Source organism: Streptomyces xinghaiensis S187 (genome assembly GCF_000220705.2).
Classification (GTDB): Bacteria; Actinomycetota; Actinomycetes; order Streptomycetales; family Streptomycetaceae; genus Streptomyces; species Streptomyces xinghaiensis.
In genome coordinates this window covers 4,109,022-4,130,827 of sequence record NZ_CP023202.1, presented here as the reverse complement: position 1 = coordinate 4,130,827, position 21,806 = coordinate 4,109,022, and the positions used below count along the sequence as shown (strand labels likewise).

The window sequence follows — 21,806 nt, the reverse complement described above, 5'->3', positions numbered from 1 at the left end:
TACAGCCATCATATCGGGGTGGGAGTTGCATTGTCAAACGCGGAATTGGGTCGCGAGCAGGAATTCATGAATGTGCTGTACGCGCGGCTCGAAGAGCTGCGGGAACAGGCCGAGGACGCGCTGCGCTCGGCCATGGCCCCCGCCGGGGAAGCGGGCGGCGGCACCTTCCAGGCGCGGCTGGAGCGGGACGTCATGGTGGCCGAGCAGTCGGGGCTGCTGGCCGCGTTCAACGCCGGTGAGCGCGGGCTCTGCTTCGGGCGGCTGGTGTTCCGGGACGGCCGCGATCACCACATCGGCCGGATCGGCATCCGCCGCGACGACGCCGAGCGCACCCCGCTCGTGATCGACTGGCGGGCCGATGTCGCGCGGCCGTTCTACCTCGCCACCGGACACACCCCGATGGGGCTGCGCCGCCGACGCCACATCACCACCGAGGGGCAGCGGGTCACCGCCCTGCACGACGAGATCCTCGACCTGGGCGACAGCGAGCGCACCGGCCACGAGGGCACCGGCGCCGACGCCGTGCTCCTCTCCTCCCTCGACGCCGCCCGCACCGGCCGGATGCACGACATCGTGCAGACCATCCAGGCCGAGCAGGACCGGATCATCCGTGCCCCGCACCGGGGCGTACTGGTGGTGGAGGGCGGGCCCGGCACGGGCAAGACCGTCGTCGCGCTGCACCGGGCCGCGTATCTGCTGTACGCCCAGCGGGAGTTGCTGGCCCGCCGCGCCGTGCTGATCGTCGGGCCGAACCCGGCCTTCCTCGGCTACATCGGCGAGGTGCTGCCCTCGCTCGGCGAGACGGGCGTGCTGATGGCCACGCCCGGCGAGCTGTTCCCCGGTGTCACCGCCACCGCGACGGACACCCCCGAGGCCGCCGAGGTCAAGGGCCGGGCCGAGATGGCCGATGTCCTCGCCCGGTATGTACGGGACCGGCAGACGCTGCCCGAGCCCGGGACCGTCATCGGCACCGAGGACGGCGACCTGCTGCTGGACGCGGACATCGTCACCCTCGCCCGCCACCAGGCCCGCGAGACCAAGCTGCCGCACAACCTCGCCCGGCCGCACTTCGCGTTCCGCGTCATCGACGAGCTGACCGCCCAGCTCGCCGACCGCATCGGCGCCGACCCGTTCGGGGGCCCGAACTTCCTCGGCCCGGACGACATCGCCCAGCTCGGCATCTCCGTCGCCGCGAGTGGGGAAGTCCAGGCGGCCATCGATGAGTTGTGGCCGCTGCTGACGCCGCAGGAGCTGGTCGCCGGGTTCCTCGCCGACCCCGTCCATCTGCCGGAGGCCGACGCCGAGGCCATCCGGCGCACCGGCGGTGAGTGGACCACGGCCGACGTCCCGCTGCTGGACGAGGCCGCCGAGCTGCTCGGCGAGGACGACTCGGCGGCCCGTGCCCGCGCCGAGGCCGAGCGGCAGGAGCGCGTCGCCTACGCGCAGGGCGTGCTCGACCTGTCGTACGGCTCCCGGACGCAGGAGTTCGAGGACCGCGACGACGAGGACTCGGAGGTGCTGGCCGCGCACAACCTGATCGACGCCGAACGGCTGGCCGACCGCGCCGAGGAGGCGGACCACCGCAGCGCCGCCGAACGCGCGGCGGCGGACCGCACCTGGGCGTTCGGGCACATCATCGTGGACGAGGCGCAGGAGCTGTCCCCGATGGCGTGGCGGCTGCTGATGCGGCGCTGCCCGACCCGTTCCATGACGCTGGTCGGTGACCCGGCGCAGACCGCCGAGCCCGGGAGCTGCGGCTCCTGGGAACGGATCCTCGAGCCGTATGTGGGGGAGCGGTGGGAGCACGTCCGGCTGGGGGTCAACTACCGCACGCCCAGCCAGATCATGGACGTCGCGGCCGGGGTGCTGCGGGCTGTCGACCCGTCGTTCCGGCCGCCGCGTTCGATCCGTACGACGGGCAGCGCGCCGTGGGCGCACCGGGTGGCGGAGGAGAAGGAGCTGGCGGACGCCGTCGCCGCGGCGGTGGAACGGGAAGCCGCACAGCTCGGTGACGCGGCCGGGCAGGGGCGGCTCGCGGTGATCGCGCCCGGGGAGCTGGTGGAGACGCTGGCCGCCGCGCTGCCGGAGTCCTCCGCCGGGGCGCGGCCGGATCTGACGCGCCCGGTGGTGGTGCTCGGCCCGCGGCAGGCGAAGGGGCTGGAGTTCGACGCGGTGATCGTCGTGGAACCGGCGGAGTTCGGGGTGAGCGATCTGTATGTGGCGCTGACCCGGGCGACGCAGCGGCTGGGTGTCGTCCACGCGGCGGCGCTGCCGGAAGGGCTGGAAGCGACGGGAGGGCTGGAGGCAGGGCTCGCGCCGGGGGCGGGGGGTGAGGTGGGGGCGCCGGCTGAGGGGTGAGTCGGGGGTTCAGGACCGGGCCCGGGAGCCGGGGCCGGGGCGGGGCGCCCGAGCCCTCGCCCCGGCCTGGCCGTGCCCCGGCCCCGCTCCGGGCTCTCACGGGTCAGCCGCAGCGTCGGGGCGGCGCCCCCGCTCAGTCAATGACCGCGGTGGCTTCGATCTCGACCAGGTGCTCGGGCACGTCCAGGGCGGCAACGCCCAGCAGGGTGGCCGGCGGGGCCGGGGTGACCTTCAGCTTCCCGGCCGCCCGGGAGATCCCCTCCAGGAGCGGGGGCATCTTGTCGGGGGTCCAGTCGACGACGTAGACGGTCAGCTTCGCCACATCGTCGAAGCTCGCGCCAACCCCGGCCAGGGCCGTGCCGACGTTGAGGTAGCACTGCTCGACCTGCGCGGCGAGGTCGCCCTCGCCGACCGTGGCGCCCTCGCCGTCCCAGGCGACCTGCCCGGCGATGAAGACCAGCTTCGACCCGGTCGCGACCGACACCTGCCGGTACACGTCGATCTCCGGCAGGCCGGTGGGGTTCACCAGGGTGATGGCCATCTGTCCGTCTCCTTGTCATCGGAACCCGTGGGTTCATTCCTCGTCACCACGGAGCAGGAGCACAGCCGCTCTCTTGTGGTTACTCGGGAACCGTAGGAGAGTGGCGGCTGACATGGAAGAACGCACTTTTCAGTGACTGGGGAACCTCATGGTGACCAAGCAGTTCACGGGCTCGCCCGATGAAGCGGATCTGCTGCGCGCGGACTCCCTGGCGCGGGAGATCTTCTCGGACGTCGCCAACAAGTGGGCGTTGCTGATCATCGAGATACTCGGGGACCGCACGCTGCGTTTCAGCGAGTTGCGAAACGAGCTCGAGGGCATCAGCCACAAGATGCTCACCCAGAACCTGCGCATGCTCGAGCGCAACGGCCTGGTCTCACGGACGGTGCACCCCACCGTGCCGCCGCGCGTCGAGTACACCCTCACCGAGGCCGGCACGGCCCTGCGGAAGACGGTCGACGGAATGTGCGACTGGACCCACCAGTACCTCGGCCACATCGAAGCCGCCCGCCACCGCTTCGGCAGCTGACGGCGGAGCGGGCGCGGCACCCGGACGCCGCCGGGGCCCGGCCGACCCCGGCAGCGGTCAGCCCAGCGGTCAGTCCAGCGGGGTGATCCAGCCGTCGCCGCCCAGCGGGTAGCCGTAGTCCGGGCGGCCCTTCGCGGACGTGGTGCGGAACGGCTTGCCGTTGTCGTCGATGCGCAGAATCCCGTGGCGGCCGCCGCTCGCCCACTCCAGCTCCGCGTACCAGCTGACGTACTGGGAGCCGGCCTCGGCGGTGACGTACAGCACCTCCGGGTCGCTCTCGCTCACCTTGTACGGGAAGTCGCGCTGGCCGGCCTTCGGCACGGGCGCCGGGTTGCCCGCCGCCAGGTCGACGGCGAACGTCCTCGTGGGGACGTCGCCCCCACAGCCGATCCCCATCCGGTACGCGTTCCAGGCCGGCACGCCCGCGCGCTCCACCACGCGGACGCGCAGGGCCTGGAGCACCACCGTCTTCTCGCCGGTGCCCTGCACGGTGAGTTCGATTCGGTGTTCGTCCGCCGCGACGGCGCCCAGCGCGTTCACCCAGCCCGGGGCTTCCTGCACCGCGGGCGGCGGCGAGACTTTCTCCGGCGGGCGGTTGATCAAGTACCGCGCGGAGCAGGGGTGTTCCCAGGCGTGGGCACGGGTGGTCACCGCGAGGGGGGCGGCGCCCGTCTGCCCACGAGCCTCGTTCCGGCCCGGGTTTCCGCCCGGCGAGGGGTCTCCGGACGTGCCGGGCTCCGGCTTTCCGCGGGCGGGGGCCGAAGGGCTCGCGTCACCGGCGGAGGGAGAGGCAGAGGACGAAGGGGAGGGCGACGTGCCGTTCTTGTCCTCCGCCGCGGTCCCGCCGGCGGCGCTGTCGGCGGCGGATGCCGAGTCCGACCGCCGCTCGCCCCACTCTCCGTCGGGCACCAGGCTCACCAGCGCGGCCGTCGCGGCGACGGCCAGGGCGGCGGCGGAGGCACCGAGCGCCGCCTTGCGCCCGAAGCGCCGGGCGCGGCTGCGGGTGCGGGGGCGCGAAACGGGATGGGGACGGGGACGGCCTTCCGGGGCCGGACCCGCGGTCCCACCTTCCGTGGCGGGCGCGGCATCGTCACGGGGTTCGGCGGGTGTGGTGGGTCCGGCCGCCCCAACAGGCCCCGCCTCCGCAGCGGTTCCGGCCTCCCCGGCGGATCCCGGAGAACCCGCAGGTGCCGCGGACCCCGGCGCTCCGGCGGTTCCCGCCCGGGCCCCGGGGCCGGGCAGACCGCCGGCGGCGTCCGGCGCCTCGCGGCCCGGTGCGGCCGTGCCGTCGGCCTGCGCCGTACCCGCCGCCGTACCCGCCGCCGCTGCCGCCGCTGCCGCCGCTTTGCGTTCGCGGTCGCGGGCGGCGCCCGCCACCACCCACCGGCGGTGCACCTCGACCAGCTCGTCCGGTGTGGCCTTGCACAGCCGTGCGAGGCGTTCCACCGGTGCGTAATCCGCCGGCACGGCGTCGCCGTTGCAGTAGCGGTGCAGCGTCGACGCGCTCATGTGCAGACGCTTCGCCAGCGTGCCGTAGCTGAGCCCCGAGCGGTCCTTCAGCCCCCGTAGCAGCTCGGCGAACTCGGCCTTCTCCTCCGCCGTCCCCACCTGGTCTCCATCCCATTCACGCATTCGAGGGGAGGGTCATTTCCCCTGGTCAGCACCGCTCCGAACGTTCCAGCCCTCCGAACTCCCCGCCACGGCTACCGGCTGGAACGGATCGCGGCACAAGCTGAGGACATCCAAGCACGCGGCTCCCGCTCACCGGACGAGCCGCTGCTCCGCATCGCGTGTCCTCTTGGGGGAATCACCATGTCCGCACTCACTCACCGCTCCCGCACCCGCACCCGCCTCCTCCTCACCGCCGCTTCCGCGGCCATCGCCGCGCTCTCGCTGACCGCCTGCGCGGACGGCGGGGGTGTGCAGAGCGAGGGCCCGGCCTCGTCGGGTGCGGCCGGGGAGCAGGGCGGCGGTACGCCGCAGGAGCCGGCGGGGAAGGGCGAGTCCGGCTCCGGGAACGGCAACGAGGACGGGAACGGGGCCGGGAAGGGCGACGGGGACCGCATCAACGCGGTGCCCGCCGGCTCCGCCGCCGACAAGGACGGCGCGGAAGGGACCACCGCGTCCGGGTCCCGGTCCGGCAAGGCGGACCGGAAGCCGGTGACCTGCTCCGCCGCCAACACCGAGGTCACCGTCACCGAGGTGTCGCGCCCCATCAACCACCTGCTGCTGACCGCCACCAACACCGGCACCGCGCCCTGCTTCGCGTACAGCGCCCCGCTTCTGCGGTTCAGCGAGGACGCCCAGTCGGCTCTCCAGATCGTGGAGGACAGCAAGCCGCAGGCCGTCGTCACCCTCGCACCGGGCGAGTCCGCCTACGCGGGCATCCTCACCTGGGTGCCGGACGGCGGGCACGACCTCCGGTCCCAGCGGCTGGACGTGCTGTTCGCCGCCCGGAACGGTGGTTCGACGGGTGCCATGGTGAAGCTGCCGCTCCCGGGCGAGGGCGTCACCGTCAACGACGGAGCCGCCGTCACGTACTGGCAGACGGACGTGGAGAGCGCGCTGACCTGGTGACCCGGCCGGGGCACCGGGGGCCGCGGCGGCCGTCGCGGCCCCCGGTGTCAGCCGCCCTCCATGACCTGCCGGAGTTCCTTGTCGAGCCGTTCCGAGGCGACCGTGCCCTCATCGGGGTTCTGCCGCAGGGACGGGTGGACCTCCGTCTGGACCAGCTCCGTGAACGCCGCGTAGTACGGGGTGACCGGGCGCGGGCGGGCGGTGCCCAGGGCCTCCTTGAGGGCGCGGGTGTACGGCGGGAGGCCGCCGGGGCCGGAGCCGGGCTCCGCGGCCTCCTCCCCCGGCTCTCCGGGCTTCCCCGCCTCGGCCGTCCCCGTCCCGCCCGTCTCGCCGCCTTCGCCGTCCGCACCGCCGCCCGGTGCCGCGCTGCCCGTGAGGGAGCACTCCGGGCCCTCCGGCTCGTAGGACGCCTTCAGGACCGGCGCGAACCCCCCGTCCAGCAGACAGCGTTGCTGCTCGGGCGCGGCCAGGTGGTCGAGCAGTTCCCGGGCCGGGCCGGCGTTCTCGCTGCCCGCCGTGATCGCGAGGTTCTGCCCGCCGAGCACGGAGGCGCCGCGCCCCTTCGGCCCGGGCAGCGGGACGACGCCGAACTTGCCCGCCATCTTCGCGTCCAGCACGTTGTAGACGTAGGGCCAGTTGCGCATGAAAGCCACCTCGCCCCGCTCGAACATGCGCAGGGTGTCGAGCTCCGTGGCGCGCCGGACCTCCGGGGGCATGATCCGCCGGTAGCGGTCGGCGAGGTTCCGCAGCCCGGCCTCGGTCCGCGGGGTGGCGGCGCGGACCTCGTACGCCGTCGCCGACCCCTCCTTCTTCTCGACGAGTTCACCGCCGCTCGCCCAGACCGACTCCAGGGTGTTGACCGTCAGCCCCTCGTACTCGCCGAGCTGGGTGGCGTAGCCGTGCTCGAAGACGTCGGTGACCTGGGCCCCGTCCGTGGCCGCGGCCGCGGCCCGTTCGAGATCGCGCCACGTCCGCGGGGGGATCCAGTCCCGGTCCCGCCAGACGTCCGTGCGGTAGTAGAGCAGCGCGGCGTCGGTGTTGAACGGGACGGCCCAGACCTCCTCGCCGTACCGGGCGGTGCTGGCGACCTGTTCCCACATGCCCTCCAGCGGGTCCCCGTCGAGGGGCCGGATCAGCTCGCCGGCCGCGAACTCGGCGGTCCACGTCACGTCCATGTTGACGAGGTCGTAGGCGGCCTTGTCGCCCTGCAGGGTGGCGACGAGCTGGCTGCGGGCGTCGTCGGTGGCGGTGGGCAGATGGACGAACTCCACCTCCACGTCCGGCCGGGCGGCGTCCCACGCCCTGATGAGGTTCTGCCGCACCGGCTCCTGGGAGACGTCCGAGGCCGTGGCCAGCCGGAGGACCCGTTTCGCTCCGGACGGCTCCGGGCCGGGCCGGTCGTCTCCGCCGCTTCCGCAACCGGTCAGGGCGGCGAAGGCGGCCAGGGCGGCCAGGGCGGCCGTCACTCCCCGGCCCCGTACCCGGCCGTTCCGCACCGGTCCGCGCTCCCTCACCCTCATCGCGCCGCCCTGCCCCGCACCGCACCGGCCACCTGCTCGGCCAGCTTCTTCGCGGCGTCCTCCCCGGCGAAGCACTCGGCGCGGTCCTGGGGGTTCTTGAACCCCTGGATCTCGGCGGTGCAGCCCTCCAGCCGCGTGGAGAGCACCAGCACGTCGGCGCTGCCCTCCCTGGTCCGTTCCTCCTCCATGGCCTTGAAGGCCACCGCGTCGGAGTCGTGCCGGGGCCGGTCGTCCCCGTCCGTGATGAGGACGATCAGCGGCCGGTCGTCGCCCCGGGTGTCGCGCAGGGCGCGCGTCAGGACCTCGTAGACCGCCGCCCCCTCCGGGACCACCCGCTGCCCGGGCAGGTCCCTGGCCCAGTTCTGGGCCCGGGCCTGGTCGTCGCCCGGGGTGTTCCGCTCGACGACCTCCTCCGCCTCGGCCGGTTCCGCCGCCGACTTCGGGTACGACCGGATGCCGTAGCTGTCCTGGGGGCCGAGTCTGCGCAGCGCGCGCCGCAGCGCGTCGGCCGCCAGTTCCCGCTTGCCGCCCCCGGCCATGGAACCGGAGACGTCCACCAGGAAGAGCACCTGGCCGGGGTCGCGGGTGCGGGTGTAGTCCGCGACCACGGCGTCGGCGACGAGATGGCCGGGGACCTCGCGTACGAAGGGGACGTCCGGCAGCACGCCGCTCTCCCCGGGGTCCTGCCACGCCTCGCCGGACGGCGGCAGCGGGAGGCCGCCGGAGTCGGAGCCGCGGACCAGGCCGCCCAGCAGCTGCCCGCTGCCCTCCCCCGCGAGCCAGCGCTGGAACGCCCCGACCGCCGCCGACCGCCGCTCCGCGTCTCCCGCGCCCTCCCACGCGACCTCGGCCACCTGGAAGTCCATCCAGGGCACACCCTCCGGGTAGTACGCCAGCAGCCGCGCCGCGTCGTCCGCGGGCCGGCTGTTGCCGCAGGACGAGTCGGCGCCGGGACGGTCCCCGAGGTTGAAGTCCGCGACGTGCTTCTCCGCGACGAGCGCCGCCGCGTGGCCGAGACCCGGGCCGTCGCGGTCCGCCGCCTCCCGGGTGAGGTCGCAGAGCAGGGTGTCCGCGTCGGCCGCCGGGACGGAGCGGCCGCCGAGCCGCTTCTCCATCCGCTCGGCGTCCCGGTCCGCGCCGCCCGCGAACCGGCCGTCCGGCGCCTCGTACAGGCCGACGGTGTGCTGGAGCCCGGCGCCGGAGGAGTCGGGGTCGGGACGGAGCAGCGGCAGGCCGGGTTCCACCTCCTCCAGGGCGGCGAGGAGTTCGTCCCAGCTGCTGCCGGTGCGGCGGACGCCGGCCTCCCGCAGCCGCGGCTCCAGGGCGGCGGGGACGGCGAGGACCAGCGGCGAATAGCCCACCGTCCGGTAGGACTTGACGGCCGCGGGGCCCGGGGCCCGGCGCAGGCTGCCCTCGATCCGGCCGAGTTCCGTGCTGGAGCCGGCGAGAATGACGTCCGGCTGCGGGCCCACGTCGCGCAGCGGGTCGGGGCAGGCGGCGTCCGTGTCCTCGCCGGTGCCGGCCTTCCGCTCCTCCGTGTCCTCCGCCTCCTCCCCGGCCCGGCCGTCCTCCGCCTTCTCGTCCCCGTCCGCGCCGTCCGCCCCGGCCGGAGACGAGTCCCGTGCGGGTGGCCGGCAGGCTCCGGCGGGGATGCCGCCGGTGCCGGTGCCGGAACCCCGGTGGTCGGCGCCCTTGGCGCTGTCGTACCCCTCCCAGAGGACGGAGGCCGCGAACGCCTCCGCCGTCTCGCCCGGCCCCGCCTCGTAGACGGTGAGGTTCACCCGGCGGCAGTGCGCCGCCTCCCCGTCGTCCGGGCCAAGCGGCTTGCGGTTGGCGTCGCTGCGCATGTAGGCGTTGGCGGCCCGGGTCACGGCCGTCCGGGTCTCGGCGCCCGTCATGACGCGCAGCTCCGTCGGCGGGGCGCAGCCGGGACCGTCCGGCTCGTCCGTGCCCGCGTACGCGTACAGCGCGGCCGACAGCAGCAGGGCGCCGAGCACCGGGGCCGTCACCTTCCACCGCCGGACGAGGACACGCACGGCCGCGGCCGCGACGGCCCCCGCGCCGCCCGCCTCCCGCACCTTGCGTAACAGCCGGACGGGCAGCGGGGGTCGCGGCTCCGGAGGCGGGGACGGGACCTCGGCCGGCGGCGGGTGGGGCGGAGCGGGCCCGGGGCGGACGGCACGGGAGATCAGCACCCCCGGCCCGTCACCGCTGCTGCCGCTCTTGGGACCCCAGCCGTCCTCCAGCCCTTTCGGCCAGCGGTGGGTCTCCCGGCGGAGCCACCGGTAGAGCTCCTGCATGCTCAGCCCCGCCGACCCCGGCGGGCCGCCCTCCGCCATGGCGGTGATCACGGCGTGGGTGAAGCGGCTGCGGGGCGGTGCGCCGGCCGCTCCGGCCACTCCGTCGACGGGTTGTGTCCTGGTCGGCTGTGAGGAGGCCAGCACGTAGTACCCCTCGCCCGTCAGCAGCGTGCCGCTGGTCGCCGCCGTGCCCGAGTAGCAGCAGTCGAGGACGAGGACGGCGTGCCGGAAGCTGCCGGGCGCCAGCCGTTCGAGCACGTCGTGCCAGAGGACCGCCGTGGCCGGCAGATCCCCGCGGACGTCCGAGTTCGCCGTCAGCAGGTGGAGCACCTGCCTGCCGTGCGGGGCGCGGTAGCCGTGGCCCACGAAGTAGAAGAACAGCAGGTCCGTGGCGTCCCGGCCCGCCCGTTCGAGCGCGGCCAGCCACTCGGCGCGGCGCGGGGAGTGCAGCACCTCGACGCGGTCCGGACGGAGGATGCCGTGCGGCTCCTCGGTCAGCGCGGCCTTCAGGTCCTCCAGATCGCGCTTCACATAGCGCAGGGTCTCGAAGCCCGGCGCGGACGGCGCCCCGACGAGCAGGGCACGGGAGCGGGCCGGGTCGGGGTGGGGGCGTCCGGTGCTGTGGCCGTGACCGTGGCTGTGTCGGTGGCCATGGCTTCGGCCGGAGCTCTGGCCGGGGCCGGGGCCGGGTTTCCGGCCGTCGCCGTGTCCGGGTGCGGGGTCGCGATCACGGGCCTGCGGCTGTCCCGGTGTGCCCGGGGAGGAGGGTGGAGGCGGGTCGGGCCGGAACCGGGTCATGGCCTAGGCCTCACCGGCCGTGCCGGCCTCCAGCTCCGCCCGGACGCGGTCGACGATTTCGGGGACGCCCAGTTCGTCCAGCTCGGCCGCCGTGAAACGCAGCGGATCCCGGTTCTCCAGTTCGACCCGGACGACGATGTCGTCGCCGCCGGATCCGAGCCGCCGGCGGCTCCGCAGCCAGCCCGCCAACCCGCCGAAGAGGGCGTTCAGTTGTTCGTGGAGCGTGGCGGCCGCGATGTTCGAGACGACGGTGACCACGATGGCCTCCACCAGGCCGGCCCGGCCCGGTGCCGGCTCCTCCGTGAACCGCCAGTGGTCGGTGAAGGCCGTGTCGTCCCCGAGCCAGCCGGCGATGCCGTGCAGTTCCCTGCCGGTGTCCGCGACCCCGTCCACACCGATCCGGATTCTCACTGCCGCCAGCCCCCGCTCGGTCGACCTGTGCCCGGTGAACACGATACGTCTGTGTCCTGTGACACACAGCCAATCGGACTGACTTGGGTGCCAGTTGGCCGGATCGTGACCGGCGGGGCCATGGGATCGGGTAGGGGAGCGCAGGGCGCACGGCCCCGACCGCTTGCCGCCTCCTCGTCCGCGAAGGCGACCGCCCGGACCGGGAGGCCGGTCCGGGCGGTCGTCGGGCGGTCGGGGCGTGCTGTCGTCCCGGCGTTCCTGGCGCCCGTGTCGCTCGCTCAGAGGATGCGGGTCAGCTTGCTGCCGAAGCTTGGCTCCTCCTTGACCTTCTCCAGCGCCACCGGGACCTTCACCTGCCCCGGCCCGCTGCCGACCGTCAGGAGGCCGACCTCGGTGCCCGCCTCCGCCTCGTGCGGAACGGTCTTCCCGCCGTCGCCGAGGGCGAGTTCCACCGTGAGCCCCGGCCAGCCGACCGCCGTGACGTCCTCGGTGGCGACCACCGGCACCGTGCCGCCCAGACCGTCGTCGACATGGCCGACGACCTGGCCCTTCTCCACCACCTTGGCGTCCGTGAGCACCGCCTGCGCGGACTCGATCAGCTGCTTGCTGACCTCCGTCACCGAGTCGATGGCCGGCACCTTGTACTGGCCCAGCGCCGCACCGACGATCAGCTGCTTCGTCCCGGCGATCTCCTGCTCCGCCGCGAAGAGCAGATTGCCGCCCGCGGCGGTGCTGGTGCCGGTCTTGATGCCGATGCCGGTGTAGGGGATCAGGCGGTTGTAGTTGAGCTGCTTGTCGTCGTTGCTGTCGATGTAGAACGGCTTCGCGGAGATCTCCTTGAAGACCGGGATCGCCATCGCGGCCTTGCCCAGCTTCACCAGGTCCTTGGCGGTGCTCACCGTCGACTTCTCCAGACCGCTGGGGTCGGTGAAGGTGGTGTTCTTCATACCGAGGTCCTTGGCGGCGTCGTTCATCGCGGCGACGAACTTCCCGCCGTTCTCCTTCTCGTACCAACGGGCCATCAGCCGGGCCACGTTGTTCGCGGAGGGAAGCATCAGCGCTTCCAGCGCCTCGTACTCCGAGAGCGTCTGGCCCTCCGTCAGCCGCACCACGGACTCGCTGTCGGCCTTGCCCGTCTCGTAGTCCTCCACGGCCTGGGCGTCGACCTTCATCTTCACGCCCTCGTCGCCCTTCTTCACCGGGTGCTCGCGCAGGAAGACATACGCGGTCATCACCTTGGCGACGCTGGCGATCGGGACGGGCTTCTCCTCGCCCGAGGAGCCGAGGCTGCCGAGGCCGTCGACCTCCACATACGCCTGGCCCTCGTCCGGCCAGGGCAGCGACGGCTTCTGGCCCTTGAAGGCGTACTCCGAGGCCGCCGTCAGCCGCAGCTCGGGCTCCGGCAGCGGACGGATGGACTGTGCGATCGCGAACACGACCAGGAGGAGCAGGACCAGCGGCGTCCAGATCTTGACCCGGCGCACCAGCGTGCGCAGCGGAGTCTCCGGCGGCGGCGGGGTGTTGGTGAGCTTGGCCAGCAGGTCGAGCGGGGGCAGCGGCTGCTGCTTGGTCCGCTCGACCTCGGACTCCCCGGCGGGGGCGGCTTCGGGGGCGGCGGTGGCCGCGGCTCCGGCCCCGGCCCCGGCCCCGGCCCGTGCGCCGGGCGGGCGGGACGCGCCGCTGCCGCTCGCGGAGTCCGCCGGAGCCGCGTCCGGGCGCGCCGCCCAGGACGGCCCGGAGGACGGGGCCTTGGACGCCGCGGGCGTACGGGGCGCGCTGTCGGCGGACTGCAACGGCACGAACGTGCTGGTCCGCCCGGCGGCCGGCTCGGCGGACCCGGGCTTGCCGGGCCCGGGCTTCCCGGACCCGGGCTTCCCGGACCCGGGCTTGGCGGACTCGGGCTTCCCGGGTTCGGAGGTGCCGGTCTCCGGAGTCGCCGCCTCCGGCTTTGCGCTGCCGGGCTCGTCCTCGCCGGGCGCGCCCTCGCCGGACTTCGCGGCTTCCGGCCGTCCGCCGGCCGCCTTGTCCGCGACCGGCTTCGCGGCTGCTCCAGCCGTGCCCTTCCGGTCCGCCTCACCGTCGGCGGGCTCGGTGTCACCGCCCCCGGGCCCGTCGGCACCGGGCTCCGTGGTTCCGCCGGCCGGTCCGGAACCGTCCGGCTTGCCCGGCTTCCGCACGCGGAAGACCGCCGTCGGCTGGTCCACGCGCTTGCCCCCGGAGCCGCCACTGCCCGTCGCGGCGCTTGCGGCGCCCAGGCCCGCGTCGGCGCCGCCGCGGCCCGGAGTGCCCTCGCTGCTCGTGACCGTCTCGGTCTTGTCGGTCTTGTCCGTCTTCTCCGTGCTCGGAGCGCTCCCGGCGCCCCCGGGCTTCTCCGGGCTCTCCGCGCTCGGGCTCTCCGTGCTCGGCGACGCGGCCGTGCCGTCCTTCCCGGGCCGGGCCTTCCCGGCGTCCCCCGAGGGCTTCCCGTTCTGCACGGAGCCGACGGGCGCCTCTTCGTCTCCGCCCTCCGGCACGGCTGACGTCGCCGCCGTCTTCCCCTTCGCCTTCGCAAGCGGTTCGGACCCGTCCCGGTCCTCGATGGTTCCGTCCGGGCCCGGCCTCTCCTCGGCGTCCGTGCCCGCCACCGTGCCCGCGTCGTCCGCGGCCTCCCCGGTGGACGGGCCGGACGGCTCGGCGGCTTCGCGCTCCTCGCCGTCCGGGAGCGGCCTGCCGAAGACCATCGTCCCCCGGTCCCCGCCGCCTTCGGCCGAAGCCCCGGCGCCGGAGGGTCCCCCGCGGTCCGAGGACTCGGCGCGGGCGGCGCGGAGGCCGCCGAAGGCCGCCGTCACCAGGTCCGCGCGCCCTGCCGCGTCCTCCTCGACCGCGTCGCCGGCCGGTCCGGCGGGCGCGCCCGCCCTGCCCTCCGGGGCGGTGTCCCCTGCGGTGTCCCCTGGGGTGTCCCCTGCCGTGTCCCCTGGGGTGTCCTCCGCGGGCCGCTCGTTGTCGCTCGTGGCGACCCAGGCCGCGACCGCCTCCCGCAGCCGCTCGTCCCCCTGCTCCGCCGTCTCCCGCGCGTTCCCGGCCGTGCCGGTCCCGGCGCCGTCCCTCTCCGTCTCAGCCTTCGGGGAGGCGCCTTCGTCCGTGGCACCGTCCGCAGCCCCGCCGTCCGGCGTCTCGCCGTCCGCAGCACCATCCCCCGGGGCTTCGTCCTCCGCGGCCGCGTCCTCCGGCCCGGCGCCGCCCGGGGCGCCGCCCTGCGAGGGGACCGCGTTCGCCGCGGCACTCCCTGTCGCCGGGGCCTCCGCGCCGTCTCCGCCGCTCCCGAGGTCTCCGTCGTCTCCACCACCGGCGCCCTCGGGGCTGTCCGCCCCGTCCGCCCGGCCCGCACCGTCCACGCCGCCCGCACCGTCCGCGCCCGCCTCCGCGGCGCCCGGCCGGGTTCCGAAAACGGCGAGGCGCGGGTCTCGCCCGGCTTCCGCTTCCGCCGTCGCCCCCGATGACTTCCGCTGCTCCGACCTACCGGGGGACTCGCCCGCCACCGTGCCTCCTCCATACGTACTGCTGTCCAACGTGCCGCGGGGACCCCGTATGATCCGACGGCACCGCGCGCCACTGCTGATCCGCACCACCAGTGTCCAGCCCGGAGCCCTCCGCTCCGGTCATCGGACCGCCGCGATCCGGTTTCCGCCCCCCAGAGGCACCCGCCCGGTGGCTAGACGAGGACGACATACCTAACGGTTCCCTCACAAAGTCCCCAGGCACTCTCGACAGACCATTGTGAGAGGGGTCACCCTGTCAGACATCCACGCGGGGAGGCATGGATGGGCAGGAGCCGCAGAACAATTCCGGAGGAGCTTCTGCTGCTGGCCTTGGACCCGGCCACGGGAACCACGGCGCAGCCGCAGTCGCTCGACCTCGGTCTTGCCGGGGCACAGCTAGTGGAGCTGGCTCTGGCAGGACGGATAGCCCCTGACGGGGATCGTATCGCCGTGGTGCTGCCACGGCCGACAGGAGATCCGACACTGGACTCCGCGCTCGAACTGCTGCGCCGTCGCGGCAGCCCGGTGCGCGCCGTCCACTGGATCGGCGGGCCCCGGCTGGGGCTGCGCCAGACGTATCTCACGCATCTGGAGCGGTGCGGCATGGTGCATGCCGTGGCCGGACAGATGTGCGGGGTACTGCCGACGACTCGCTACCAGGCGACGGAGACGGCCATCAGCCGGGACATCAGGAACCGGCTCGACAACGCGATCCGCACCGGTGTACCGCCGGACCCGCGGACCGCGGCGCTGGCCGCGCTCGCCCACGCGGTGGGGCTCGGCAAGCACCTCTACCCGGGCAACGAGGGCAGGTCCTGCCGCTCCAGGCTGCGGGATCTGATCCGGCACGACCCGATGGGCGGGCTCGTGGCACACGCCGTGATGGACGTGCAGAACGGTGTGGCCGTGCAGCCGCGGCGACCGGCGTCGGCCCGGGGAGGACCGGGCGACCCGGCGGGCGTACCGCCACAGGCCCGGCGCGGGAGCATGGCGCGCGCCGCGGCCCGTTAGGGCCCGTTCCGGCCCCAGCGGGCTCGGAGCACCCCGGCACCGGTGCGCCGGGGCAGTATCCGCACCCCAGATCCGTACCCGACACCCCCAACCACCATCGAATCGGACAGCACCACCCACCCACCGACCGGACCGCCGTCTCCACGAGCCGGTCCGGGAGCCGCCGGAACGCGCGGGCGGTGGGCCGGAAGCCAGGAGAGGCGCCCGGTCCGCCGTCCGCGCGCGGCGTATCCGGGTATGTCCGCACTCGCGGCGGTGCGGCCATCGCCCGAGGTGTCCGGAGGGCGACCCTCTGTCGCCGTTTCCCAGCGCCGCCGCGGTCGGCAGTGGCAGGCTGCTGGAAAAACAGCGGTTTCGAGTCGGAGGTGCGGCCTCGTGGCGTCCCATGTCAATCCCACGGTCAGGCGTCGCCGGTTGGGCCAGGAGCTGCGCCGGCTCCGCGAGCTCAAGGGCATGACGGCGGAGGCCGTCGCGGAGCGGCTGCTGGTCTCCCAGTCCAAGATCAGCAGGCTGGAGAACGGCCGCCGCAGCATCAGCCAGCGCGATGTGCGGGACCTCTGCGGGGTCTACGAGGTCGAGGACCAGCGCGTCGTCGACTCCCTGATGCAGATGGCCAAGGAATCGCGGCAGCAGGGCTGGTGGCACGCCTTCGGCGACATCCCGTACAGCGTCTACATCGGCCTGGAGACGGACGCCGCGTCCGTCCGCAACTACGAGTCGCTGCTCGTCCCCGGGCTGCTCCAGACCCGCGAGTACGCCGAGGCCGTCATCGAGCGCATCGAGCCGGAGGCGGCCCCGGCCGACAAGGCCAAGCGGGTCGAGGTCCGGATGAAGCGCCAGGAGCGCATCCACGACCCCGTCTCGCCGCTGCGCTTCTGGGCGGTGGTGGACGAGTCGGCGCTGCACCGGGTCGTCGGCAGCCCGCGGATCATGCGGGAACAGCTGGAGCAGCTGATCGAGCTGAGCCACCGCCCGCACGTGACGGTGCAGGTGCTCCCGTACTCGGTGGGCGCGCACCCGGGCATGGTGGGCACCTTCTCGCTGCTGGAGTTCGCGGACGCGGCGGACTCCAGCGTGGTCTACCTGGAGGGCGTCACCAGCGACCTCTACCTGGAGAAGCACGCGGAGGTGCAGCACTACAGCGTGATGTACGAGCATCTGCGGGCGCAGGCCCACCACCCCGAGCGCACCCGGCAGTTCATGATCGAACTGGCCAAGGAGTACGCCAGTTGAGCGGCGCGGCGCAGCGCGGCCCGTCGGGTGTGGCGGGGAGGCCGGCCGGGAAGGGTCCGTCGGAGCGCCGTCTCCAGCTGTATCGGCCCCGGGTGTCGGTAGGGTGACGTCCCGTCAACCACCGGATGTCCAAGGGGTGGCGGTGCCGGGGCAGGGTACACGCCCCTGTCGGGAGGTCGGCAGAGATAACCGCATATGCCATTCGATCGGGTGATGGGACTTCCGGTGGGGGTGGGGTGAGCCCGTAGCGTCGCTCACGCCCCGACTCCCGGATGCCGCCTGCGGCCCGGGCGCCGCGGGCGTCACATCAACCCGCGAAGCCATCGGAGCAATCATGGCTGTACCACCCGTCATTCCCGCAACCCCCCACACACAGGGCCTCAGCGGCACCTGGAAGAAGTCGTCCTACTCCGGCAACGGCAACTGCGTCGAGGTCGCCGCCCGTGTCCCCGGAGCCGTCGCGGTCCGGGACTCCAAGGACGTCACCCGCCCGTCCCTGAGCTTCTCCGGAAGCTCCTGGCAGACCTTCCTCGCGGACCTCGGCCACCGGACCACCGGCCTGGGCTGACCGTCCACCGCGGTGACCACGCCGCGCTGAGCCCTCTCGACTGCGTCCGCCGTCCCGGCCGAGGGGGCTCGGCCACCCTTCCCCGCGTTCCGTATTCCGCGCCCCGCGTTCCGCGTCCCACCCCCTCCCCGCGCCCGGTGCTACGCCCGCGGGTAACGGGCCAGCCAGCCCGGGGAGGAGTTGGCCGGTCCGTGCAGGGCCGGGCCCTGCGTCATCTCCATCGCGAAGTCGTCCGCCAGTTCCAGGATCGTCTGCCGCCCCTCCACCTCGGCCAGCCAGCCCGGCGGCAGGGCCGTCTCGCCGTGCAGCACCCCGAGGAGGTTGCCGCAGACGGAGCCGGTGGCGTCGGAATCGCCGCCGTGATTGACGGCGAGCAGCAGCCCGTTGCGCACGTCCTCGGCGACCAGCGCACAGTAGAGGCCGATCGCCAGCGCCTCGTCCGCCGTGCGGCCCTCGCCCAGCGACTCGACCCGGGCGGCCGACGGCAGCCCCTGCCGTACGGTGCCGAGGGCCTGCCGGAGCGCGGCCGTCGTCTCCTCGTGGCCCGGCCGGGAGGCGATCTGCACCATCGACTGCTGCACGGCCTGGTCGAGGTTGTCGCCGCGTCCCAGCCCGTGCACGACGACCGCGAAGGCCCCGGCGGCCAGATAGCCCGTCGGATGGCCGTGCGTCTGCGCCGCGCACTCGACCGCGAGCTGGAAGACGAGCTGCGGATCCCAGCCGACCAGCAGACCGAACGGCGCCGAGCGGGCCAGCGCCCCGCAGCCCTTCTCCTCGGGGTTCTTCGGCCGGTCGAGGGTGCCCATCCGGTCGTCGGCGAGTCCGAGGAGGCTGGCGCGGTCGGGGTCGCGACGCGTGTAGAGCCACTCCTCGCGGGCCAGCCAGCCGTCCTCCGTCCGCCGCTCGTCCGGGCCCCACTCGCGCTGGGTGGCCGCCCAGCGGCGGTAGGCCCGGTGCAGATCGGTCGGCGGGTGCCAGGCCCCGGTGTCCCGGCGCACCTGGGCGCGTATCAGCCCGTCGACGGTGAAGAGCGTCATCTGGGTCTCGTCGGTGACGGCGCCGCGCCGCCCGTACACCGGGACGAGGTCCGTCAGCCCCTGCTGGCCGTGCGCGGTGCGGATGTCCGGGAGCGAGTCGCCGGCGACCCCGGCGCCGAGCGCGTCGCCGATGGCGCCCCCGAGCAGGCAGCCGCGCACCCGGCTGCGGAAGTCCTGCTGTTCGGCGCGGCCCCAGACGGCCGTGCGCACTGCGGTCACTGCGTTCCCTCCCGACGATGTACGCGCCCCCCAGCGCGCTGTCCCCCCGCCATCTATCTCTTCGGCGCGCAGCACTGTAGTGGACTGGTCCACACCTCCGGCCGGGCCGGACGCCGTTCCGCGGCACGTCCGCGGGGCCGCCGCGCGCCGGCTCGCCTCAGCTGCCGCCGGGCGTCACCGGAGCCACTTCCGCCCCATCCGAGCCGCCGCCGGAGCCCCTGCCGGAGCCGCCGGACGGGACGGACGGCGGCGCTGCCGCCACCCCGCCCGGCAGGCCCCTCCGCCCCGCTCAGTCGCCGAGGACCGGCAGCAGCTCCGGCAGATGCCCGTCGGAGGCGGCCGCCGCGGCCTGCCGCTCCGCCGGCACCTCGCCGTAGGTGGTGGTGCGGGGACGGGCCGGGCGGCCGGCGGCCTCCGCGATGGCCGTCAGATCGCGCACCGAGCGGTATGAGCCGTAGGAGGAGCCCGCCATCCGGGAGATCGTCTCCTCCATCAGCGTGCCGCCGAGGTCGTTGGCGCCGGAGCGGAGCATCTCCGCGGCGCCCTCCGCGCCGAGCTTCACCCAGCTCGTCTGGATGTTGGTGATGTACGGGTGGAGGAGCAGCCGGGCCATGGCGGTGACGGCCCGGTTGTCGCGGACGGTCGGGCCGGGCCGGGCGATGCCCGCGAGGTAGACCGGGGCGTTGGTGTGGATGAACGGCAGGGTCACGAACTCGGTGAAGCCCAGGGCGCCCTTCTCCAGCGCCTGCCGCTGCATCCCGGCGAGCAGCCGCAGATGGCCGAGCCAGTGGCGGGGCTGGTCCACGTGCCCGTACATCATCGTGGAGGAGGAGCGGATGCCCAGTTCGTGCGCGGTCCCGATCACCTCGACCCAGGTGGCGGCGGGCAGTTTGCCCTTGGTGAGCACCCAGCGGACCTCGTCGTCGAGGATCTCGGCCGCGGTGCCGGGAACGGAGTCGAGCCCGGCCTCCTTCGCGGCCGTCAGCCACTCGCGGACGGGCATGCCGGTGCGGGAGGCGCCGTTGACGACCTCCATCGGCGAGAAGGCGTGGACGTGCATCCCGGGCACGCGCTCCTTCACGGCGCGGGCGATGTCGAAGTAGGCGGTGCCGGGCAGGTCCGGGTGGATGCCGCCCTGCATGCACACCTCGACGGCGCCCACGTCCCACGCCTGAGCGGCCCGGTCGGCGACCTGCTCCAGGGAGAGGGTGTACGCGTCGGCGTCGGTGCGGCGCTGCGCGAAGGCGCAGAAGCGGCAGCCGGTGTAGCAGACGTTGGTGAAGTTGATGTTGCGGGTGACGATGTACGTCACCTCGTCGCCGACGACCGAGCGGCGCAGGTCGTCCGCGACGGAGCACAGGGCGTCCAGAGCGGGGCCGTCGGCGTGGAGGAGGGCCAGCGCCTCGGCGTCGGTGAGCCGGGTCGGGTCGTCGGCGGCGGTGGCCAGCGCGGAGCGCACGTCGCCGTCGATCCGGGACGGGGCCATGCCCGGGGCGGCCGCCTCGCGCAGCGCCTCCCAGTCGCCGTACACCGCGTCGAAGTCCTCGCGGCGGTCGGTGGTGCGGCCCTCGGTGTCGATGGTGCGGTGCAGATCGGTGCGGCCGGTGGCGGTGAACTGCTCGTCCGGCTCCTGCCAGGGGAGGCCGGAGGGCCGGGCGTCCTCGCGGGCGAGGCCGGTCTCCGGGTCGGCGAGGGCGGTGACGTGCGGCAGCAGGCGCGGGTCGAGCCAGGGTTCGCCGCGGCGGATGAACTCCGGGTAGACGGTGAGGCGTTCGCGCAGTTCGAAGCCGGCGTCGGCGGTGCGCGCGGCCAGCTCGTCGATCTGCGGCCAGGGGCGCTCGGGGTTGACGTGGTCGGGGGTGAGCGGGGAGACGCCGCCCCAGTCGTCGATGCCCGCGCCGATCAGCAGGGCGTACTCGGCGTCGGCGAGGTTCGGCGGAGCCTGGATGCGGGCCGAGGGACCGAGGATGTGCCGGGCCACGGCGATGGCGGCGGCCAGCTCCTCCAGCTCCGCGTCGGGCATGGCGCGCATCGCCGTGTCCGGCTTCGCGCGGAAGTTCTGGACGATGACCTCCTGGATGCCCTGGTAGGCGCGGGCGGTGCGGCGCAGCGCGAACAGCGACTCGGCGCGCTCCTCGTACGTCTCGCCGATGCCGATGAGGACGCCGGTGGTGAACGGCACGTTGGAGCGGCCCGCGTCCTCCAGCACCCGGAGCCGCACGGCCGGTTCCTTGTCGGGCGAGCCGTGGTGCGGGCCGCCGGGCTCGGACCAGAGGCGGGTGGCCGTCGTCTCCAGCATCATGCCCATGGAGGGGGCGACGGGCTTCAGCCGCTGGAGGTCCGTCCAGGACAGGACGCCGGGGTTGAGGTGCGGGAGGAGGCCGGTCTCCTCCAGGACGCGGATCGCCATGGCGCGGACGTAGGCGAGCGTGTCGTCGTAGCCGTGCGCCTCCAGCCACGCGCGGGCCTCGGGCCAGCGGTCCTCGGGGCGGTCACCGAGCGTGAACAGGGCCTCCTTGCAGCCCAGTTCGGCGCCCCGGCGGGCGATGTCCAGCACCTCGTCCGGCGAGAGGAACATGCCCTCGCCCGCGCGGCGCAGCTTGCCGGGGACCGTGACGAAGGTGCAGTAGTGGCACGTGTCGCGGCAGAGGCGGGTGAGGGGGATGAAGACCTTCCGGGAGTACGTGATGACGCCGGGCCGGCCGGCCGCTTCCAGCCCGGCGTCCCGGACCCGGGCGGCCGAGGCGGTCAGACCGGCCAGGTCGGCGCCGCGGGCCCGGAGCAGGACGGCGGCCTCGGCGGTGTCCAGGGCCACGCCGTCGCGGGCCCGCCTGAGGGCCCGCCGCATGGCGTTGGCGGTGGGAGCGGCCTCCGCTCCGGGCGTCTCGGTGCCTTGCTCGCTCGTGGTCATCACCCGAGCGTATGCGGACCGCGGGCGGCCGCGGAGGGGCGGGGCGGCTCCGCCCGGGGCCGGCGGGGCCGCCCCGGGGCGGACGCGGGGACACCGGTACCGGCGGTTCCGCAGGTACCGGCCCGGTGGGAGCGGGAGACGGGGCGCCGGGGCGCGGACATCGAGGTCACCCGGGCCCCGGTCCGGACTCAGCGGGACTCCACCGGGGGTACACCCGGGGCCCACCGGGGGCCTCGGCCGGGACGTCGTCGGAGCCTCATCGGGACCTCATCGGG

General features: G+C 74.4%; 14 protein-coding genes. 6 read left to right on the top strand and 8 right to left on the bottom strand.

The window, feature by feature from the left end; all coding sequences use genetic code 11:
- Nucleotides 1-45: 45 nt before the first annotated feature.
- Nucleotides 46-2,358 carry a HelD family protein gene (locus tag SXIN_RS17705; protein WP_050931254.1) on the top strand — a complete coding sequence of 771 codons (2,313 nt, stop codon included), beginning with the start codon at nucleotides 46-48 and terminating at the stop codon, nucleotides 2,356-2,358.
- Between the two features lie 133 nt (nucleotides 2,359-2,491).
- On the opposite strand, the gene SXIN_RS17700 is transcribed toward SXIN_RS17705, so the two are convergent.
- On the bottom strand, nucleotides 2,492-2,899 hold the full coding sequence (locus SXIN_RS17700; protein ID WP_019711877.1) for a RidA family protein: 408 nt from the start codon (nucleotides 2,897-2,899) through the stop codon (nucleotides 2,492-2,494).
- A 148-nt stretch (nucleotides 2,900-3,047) separates the two neighbouring features.
- Here SXIN_RS17700 and SXIN_RS17695 point away from each other — a divergent pair, with 148 nt between their 5' ends.
- Nucleotides 3,048-3,428: a winged helix-turn-helix transcriptional regulator gene (locus SXIN_RS17695; protein ID WP_019711878.1), complete on the top strand. Its 381-nt coding sequence runs from the start codon at nucleotides 3,048-3,050 to the stop codon at nucleotides 3,426-3,428.
- Nucleotides 3,429-3,497: 69 nt separating this feature from the next.
- On the opposite strand, the gene SXIN_RS17690 is transcribed toward SXIN_RS17695, so the two are convergent.
- Nucleotides 3,498-5,060 (bottom strand): transcriptional regulator, encoded by a 1,563-nt coding sequence (locus SXIN_RS17690; RefSeq protein ID WP_095757216.1) that lies wholly within the window; start codon nucleotides 5,058-5,060, stop codon nucleotides 3,498-3,500.
- A 180-nt stretch (nucleotides 5,061-5,240) separates the two neighbouring features.
- Between SXIN_RS17690 and SXIN_RS17685 the strand changes: the two genes are divergently transcribed.
- Nucleotides 5,241-6,005: a DUF4232 domain-containing protein gene (locus tag SXIN_RS17685; RefSeq protein ID WP_019711879.1), complete on the top strand. Its 765-nt coding sequence runs from the start codon at nucleotides 5,241-5,243 to the stop codon at nucleotides 6,003-6,005.
- Nucleotides 6,006-6,052: 47 nt separating this feature from the next.
- Here SXIN_RS17685 and SXIN_RS17680 read toward each other — a convergent pair whose 3' ends face one another.
- From SXIN_RS17680 to SXIN_RS17665, 4 genes are all read right to left on the bottom strand, one after another.
- Nucleotides 6,053-7,525, bottom strand: coding sequence for an extracellular solute-binding protein (locus SXIN_RS17680; RefSeq protein WP_095757215.1), 1,473 nt, complete (start codon nucleotides 7,523-7,525; stop codon nucleotides 6,053-6,055).
- Entirely contained in the window at nucleotides 7,522-10,623 is a 3,102-nt protein-coding gene (locus SXIN_RS17675; RefSeq protein WP_095757214.1) for a caspase family protein, read from the bottom strand. Before SXIN_RS17675 ends, SXIN_RS17680 begins: the two co-directional genes overlap by 4 nt.
- A gap of 3 nt (nucleotides 10,624-10,626) precedes the next feature.
- Nucleotides 10,627-11,016 carry an effector-associated constant component EACC1 gene (locus SXIN_RS17670; RefSeq protein ID WP_095757213.1) on the bottom strand — a complete coding sequence of 130 codons (390 nt, stop codon included), beginning with the start codon at nucleotides 11,014-11,016 and terminating at the stop codon, nucleotides 10,627-10,629.
- Between the two features lie 296 nt (nucleotides 11,017-11,312).
- Nucleotides 11,313-14,408, bottom strand: a complete 3,096-nt coding sequence (locus SXIN_RS17665; protein ID WP_095757212.1) for a D-alanyl-D-alanine carboxypeptidase — start codon at nucleotides 14,406-14,408, stop codon at nucleotides 11,313-11,315.
- A 426-nt stretch (nucleotides 14,409-14,834) separates the two neighbouring features.
- Here SXIN_RS17665 and SXIN_RS17660 point away from each other — a divergent pair, with 426 nt between their 5' ends.
- From SXIN_RS17660 to SXIN_RS17650, 3 genes are all read left to right on the top strand, one after another.
- A complete protein-coding gene (locus SXIN_RS17660) occupies nucleotides 14,835-15,563 on the top strand; it encodes a GOLPH3/VPS74 family protein (RefSeq protein WP_039824511.1) in 729 nt (242 codons plus the stop codon).
- A 375-nt stretch (nucleotides 15,564-15,938) separates the two neighbouring features.
- The gene (locus SXIN_RS17655) at nucleotides 15,939-16,796 is read left to right on the top strand and encodes a helix-turn-helix domain-containing protein (protein ID WP_039824513.1); all 858 of its coding nucleotides are present in this window, start codon (nucleotides 15,939-15,941) and stop codon (nucleotides 16,794-16,796) included.
- Nucleotides 16,797-17,130: 334 nt separating this feature from the next.
- Nucleotides 17,131-17,364 (top strand): DUF397 domain-containing protein, encoded by a 234-nt coding sequence (locus tag SXIN_RS17650; protein ID WP_019711885.1) that lies wholly within the window; start codon nucleotides 17,131-17,133, stop codon nucleotides 17,362-17,364.
- 140 nt (nucleotides 17,365-17,504) lie between these two features.
- Here the strand turns inward: SXIN_RS17650 and SXIN_RS17645 are convergent, their stop codons facing one another.
- Both SXIN_RS17645 and SXIN_RS17640 read right to left on the bottom strand, forming a co-directional pair.
- Nucleotides 17,505-18,620: an ADP-ribosylglycohydrolase family protein gene (locus SXIN_RS17645; protein WP_039824515.1), complete on the bottom strand. Its 1,116-nt coding sequence runs from the start codon at nucleotides 18,618-18,620 to the stop codon at nucleotides 17,505-17,507.
- A 289-nt stretch (nucleotides 18,621-18,909) separates the two neighbouring features.
- Nucleotides 18,910-21,531 carry a bifunctional FO biosynthesis protein CofGH gene (locus SXIN_RS17640; RefSeq protein ID WP_095757211.1) on the bottom strand — a complete coding sequence of 874 codons (2,622 nt, stop codon included), beginning with the start codon at nucleotides 21,529-21,531 and terminating at the stop codon, nucleotides 18,910-18,912.
- Nucleotides 21,532-21,806: the final 275 nt, after the last annotated feature.

What these genes read in the sequence shown, in the direction of transcription:
- SXIN_RS17675 (WP_095757214.1), bottom strand. Translation starts at nt 10,623, where the DNA reads ATGACCCGGTTCCGGCCCGACCCGCCTCCACCCTCCTCCCCGGGCACA.
- SXIN_RS17690 (WP_095757216.1), bottom strand. Translation starts at nt 5,060, where the DNA reads ATGCGTGAATGGGATGGAGACCAGGTGGGGACGGCGGAGGAGAAGGCC.
- SXIN_RS17650 (WP_019711885.1), top strand. Translation starts at nt 17,131, where the DNA reads ATGGCTGTACCACCCGTCATTCCCGCAACCCCCCACACACAGGGCCTC.
- SXIN_RS17660 (WP_039824511.1), top strand. Translation starts at nt 14,835, where the DNA reads ATGGGCAGGAGCCGCAGAACAATTCCGGAGGAGCTTCTGCTGCTGGCC.
- SXIN_RS17680 (WP_095757215.1), bottom strand. Translation starts at nt 7,525, where the DNA reads ATGAGGGTGAGGGAGCGCGGACCGGTGCGGAACGGCCGGGTACGGGGC.
- SXIN_RS17685 (WP_019711879.1), top strand. Translation starts at nt 5,241, where the DNA reads ATGTCCGCACTCACTCACCGCTCCCGCACCCGCACCCGCCTCCTCCTC.
- SXIN_RS17695 (WP_019711878.1), top strand. Translation starts at nt 3,048, where the DNA reads ATGGTGACCAAGCAGTTCACGGGCTCGCCCGATGAAGCGGATCTGCTG.
- SXIN_RS17700 (WP_019711877.1), bottom strand. Translation starts at nt 2,899, where the DNA reads ATGGCCATCACCCTGGTGAACCCCACCGGCCTGCCGGAGATCGACGTG.
- SXIN_RS17640 (WP_095757211.1), bottom strand. Translation starts at nt 21,531, where the DNA reads ATGACCACGAGCGAGCAAGGCACCGAGACGCCCGGAGCGGAGGCCGCT.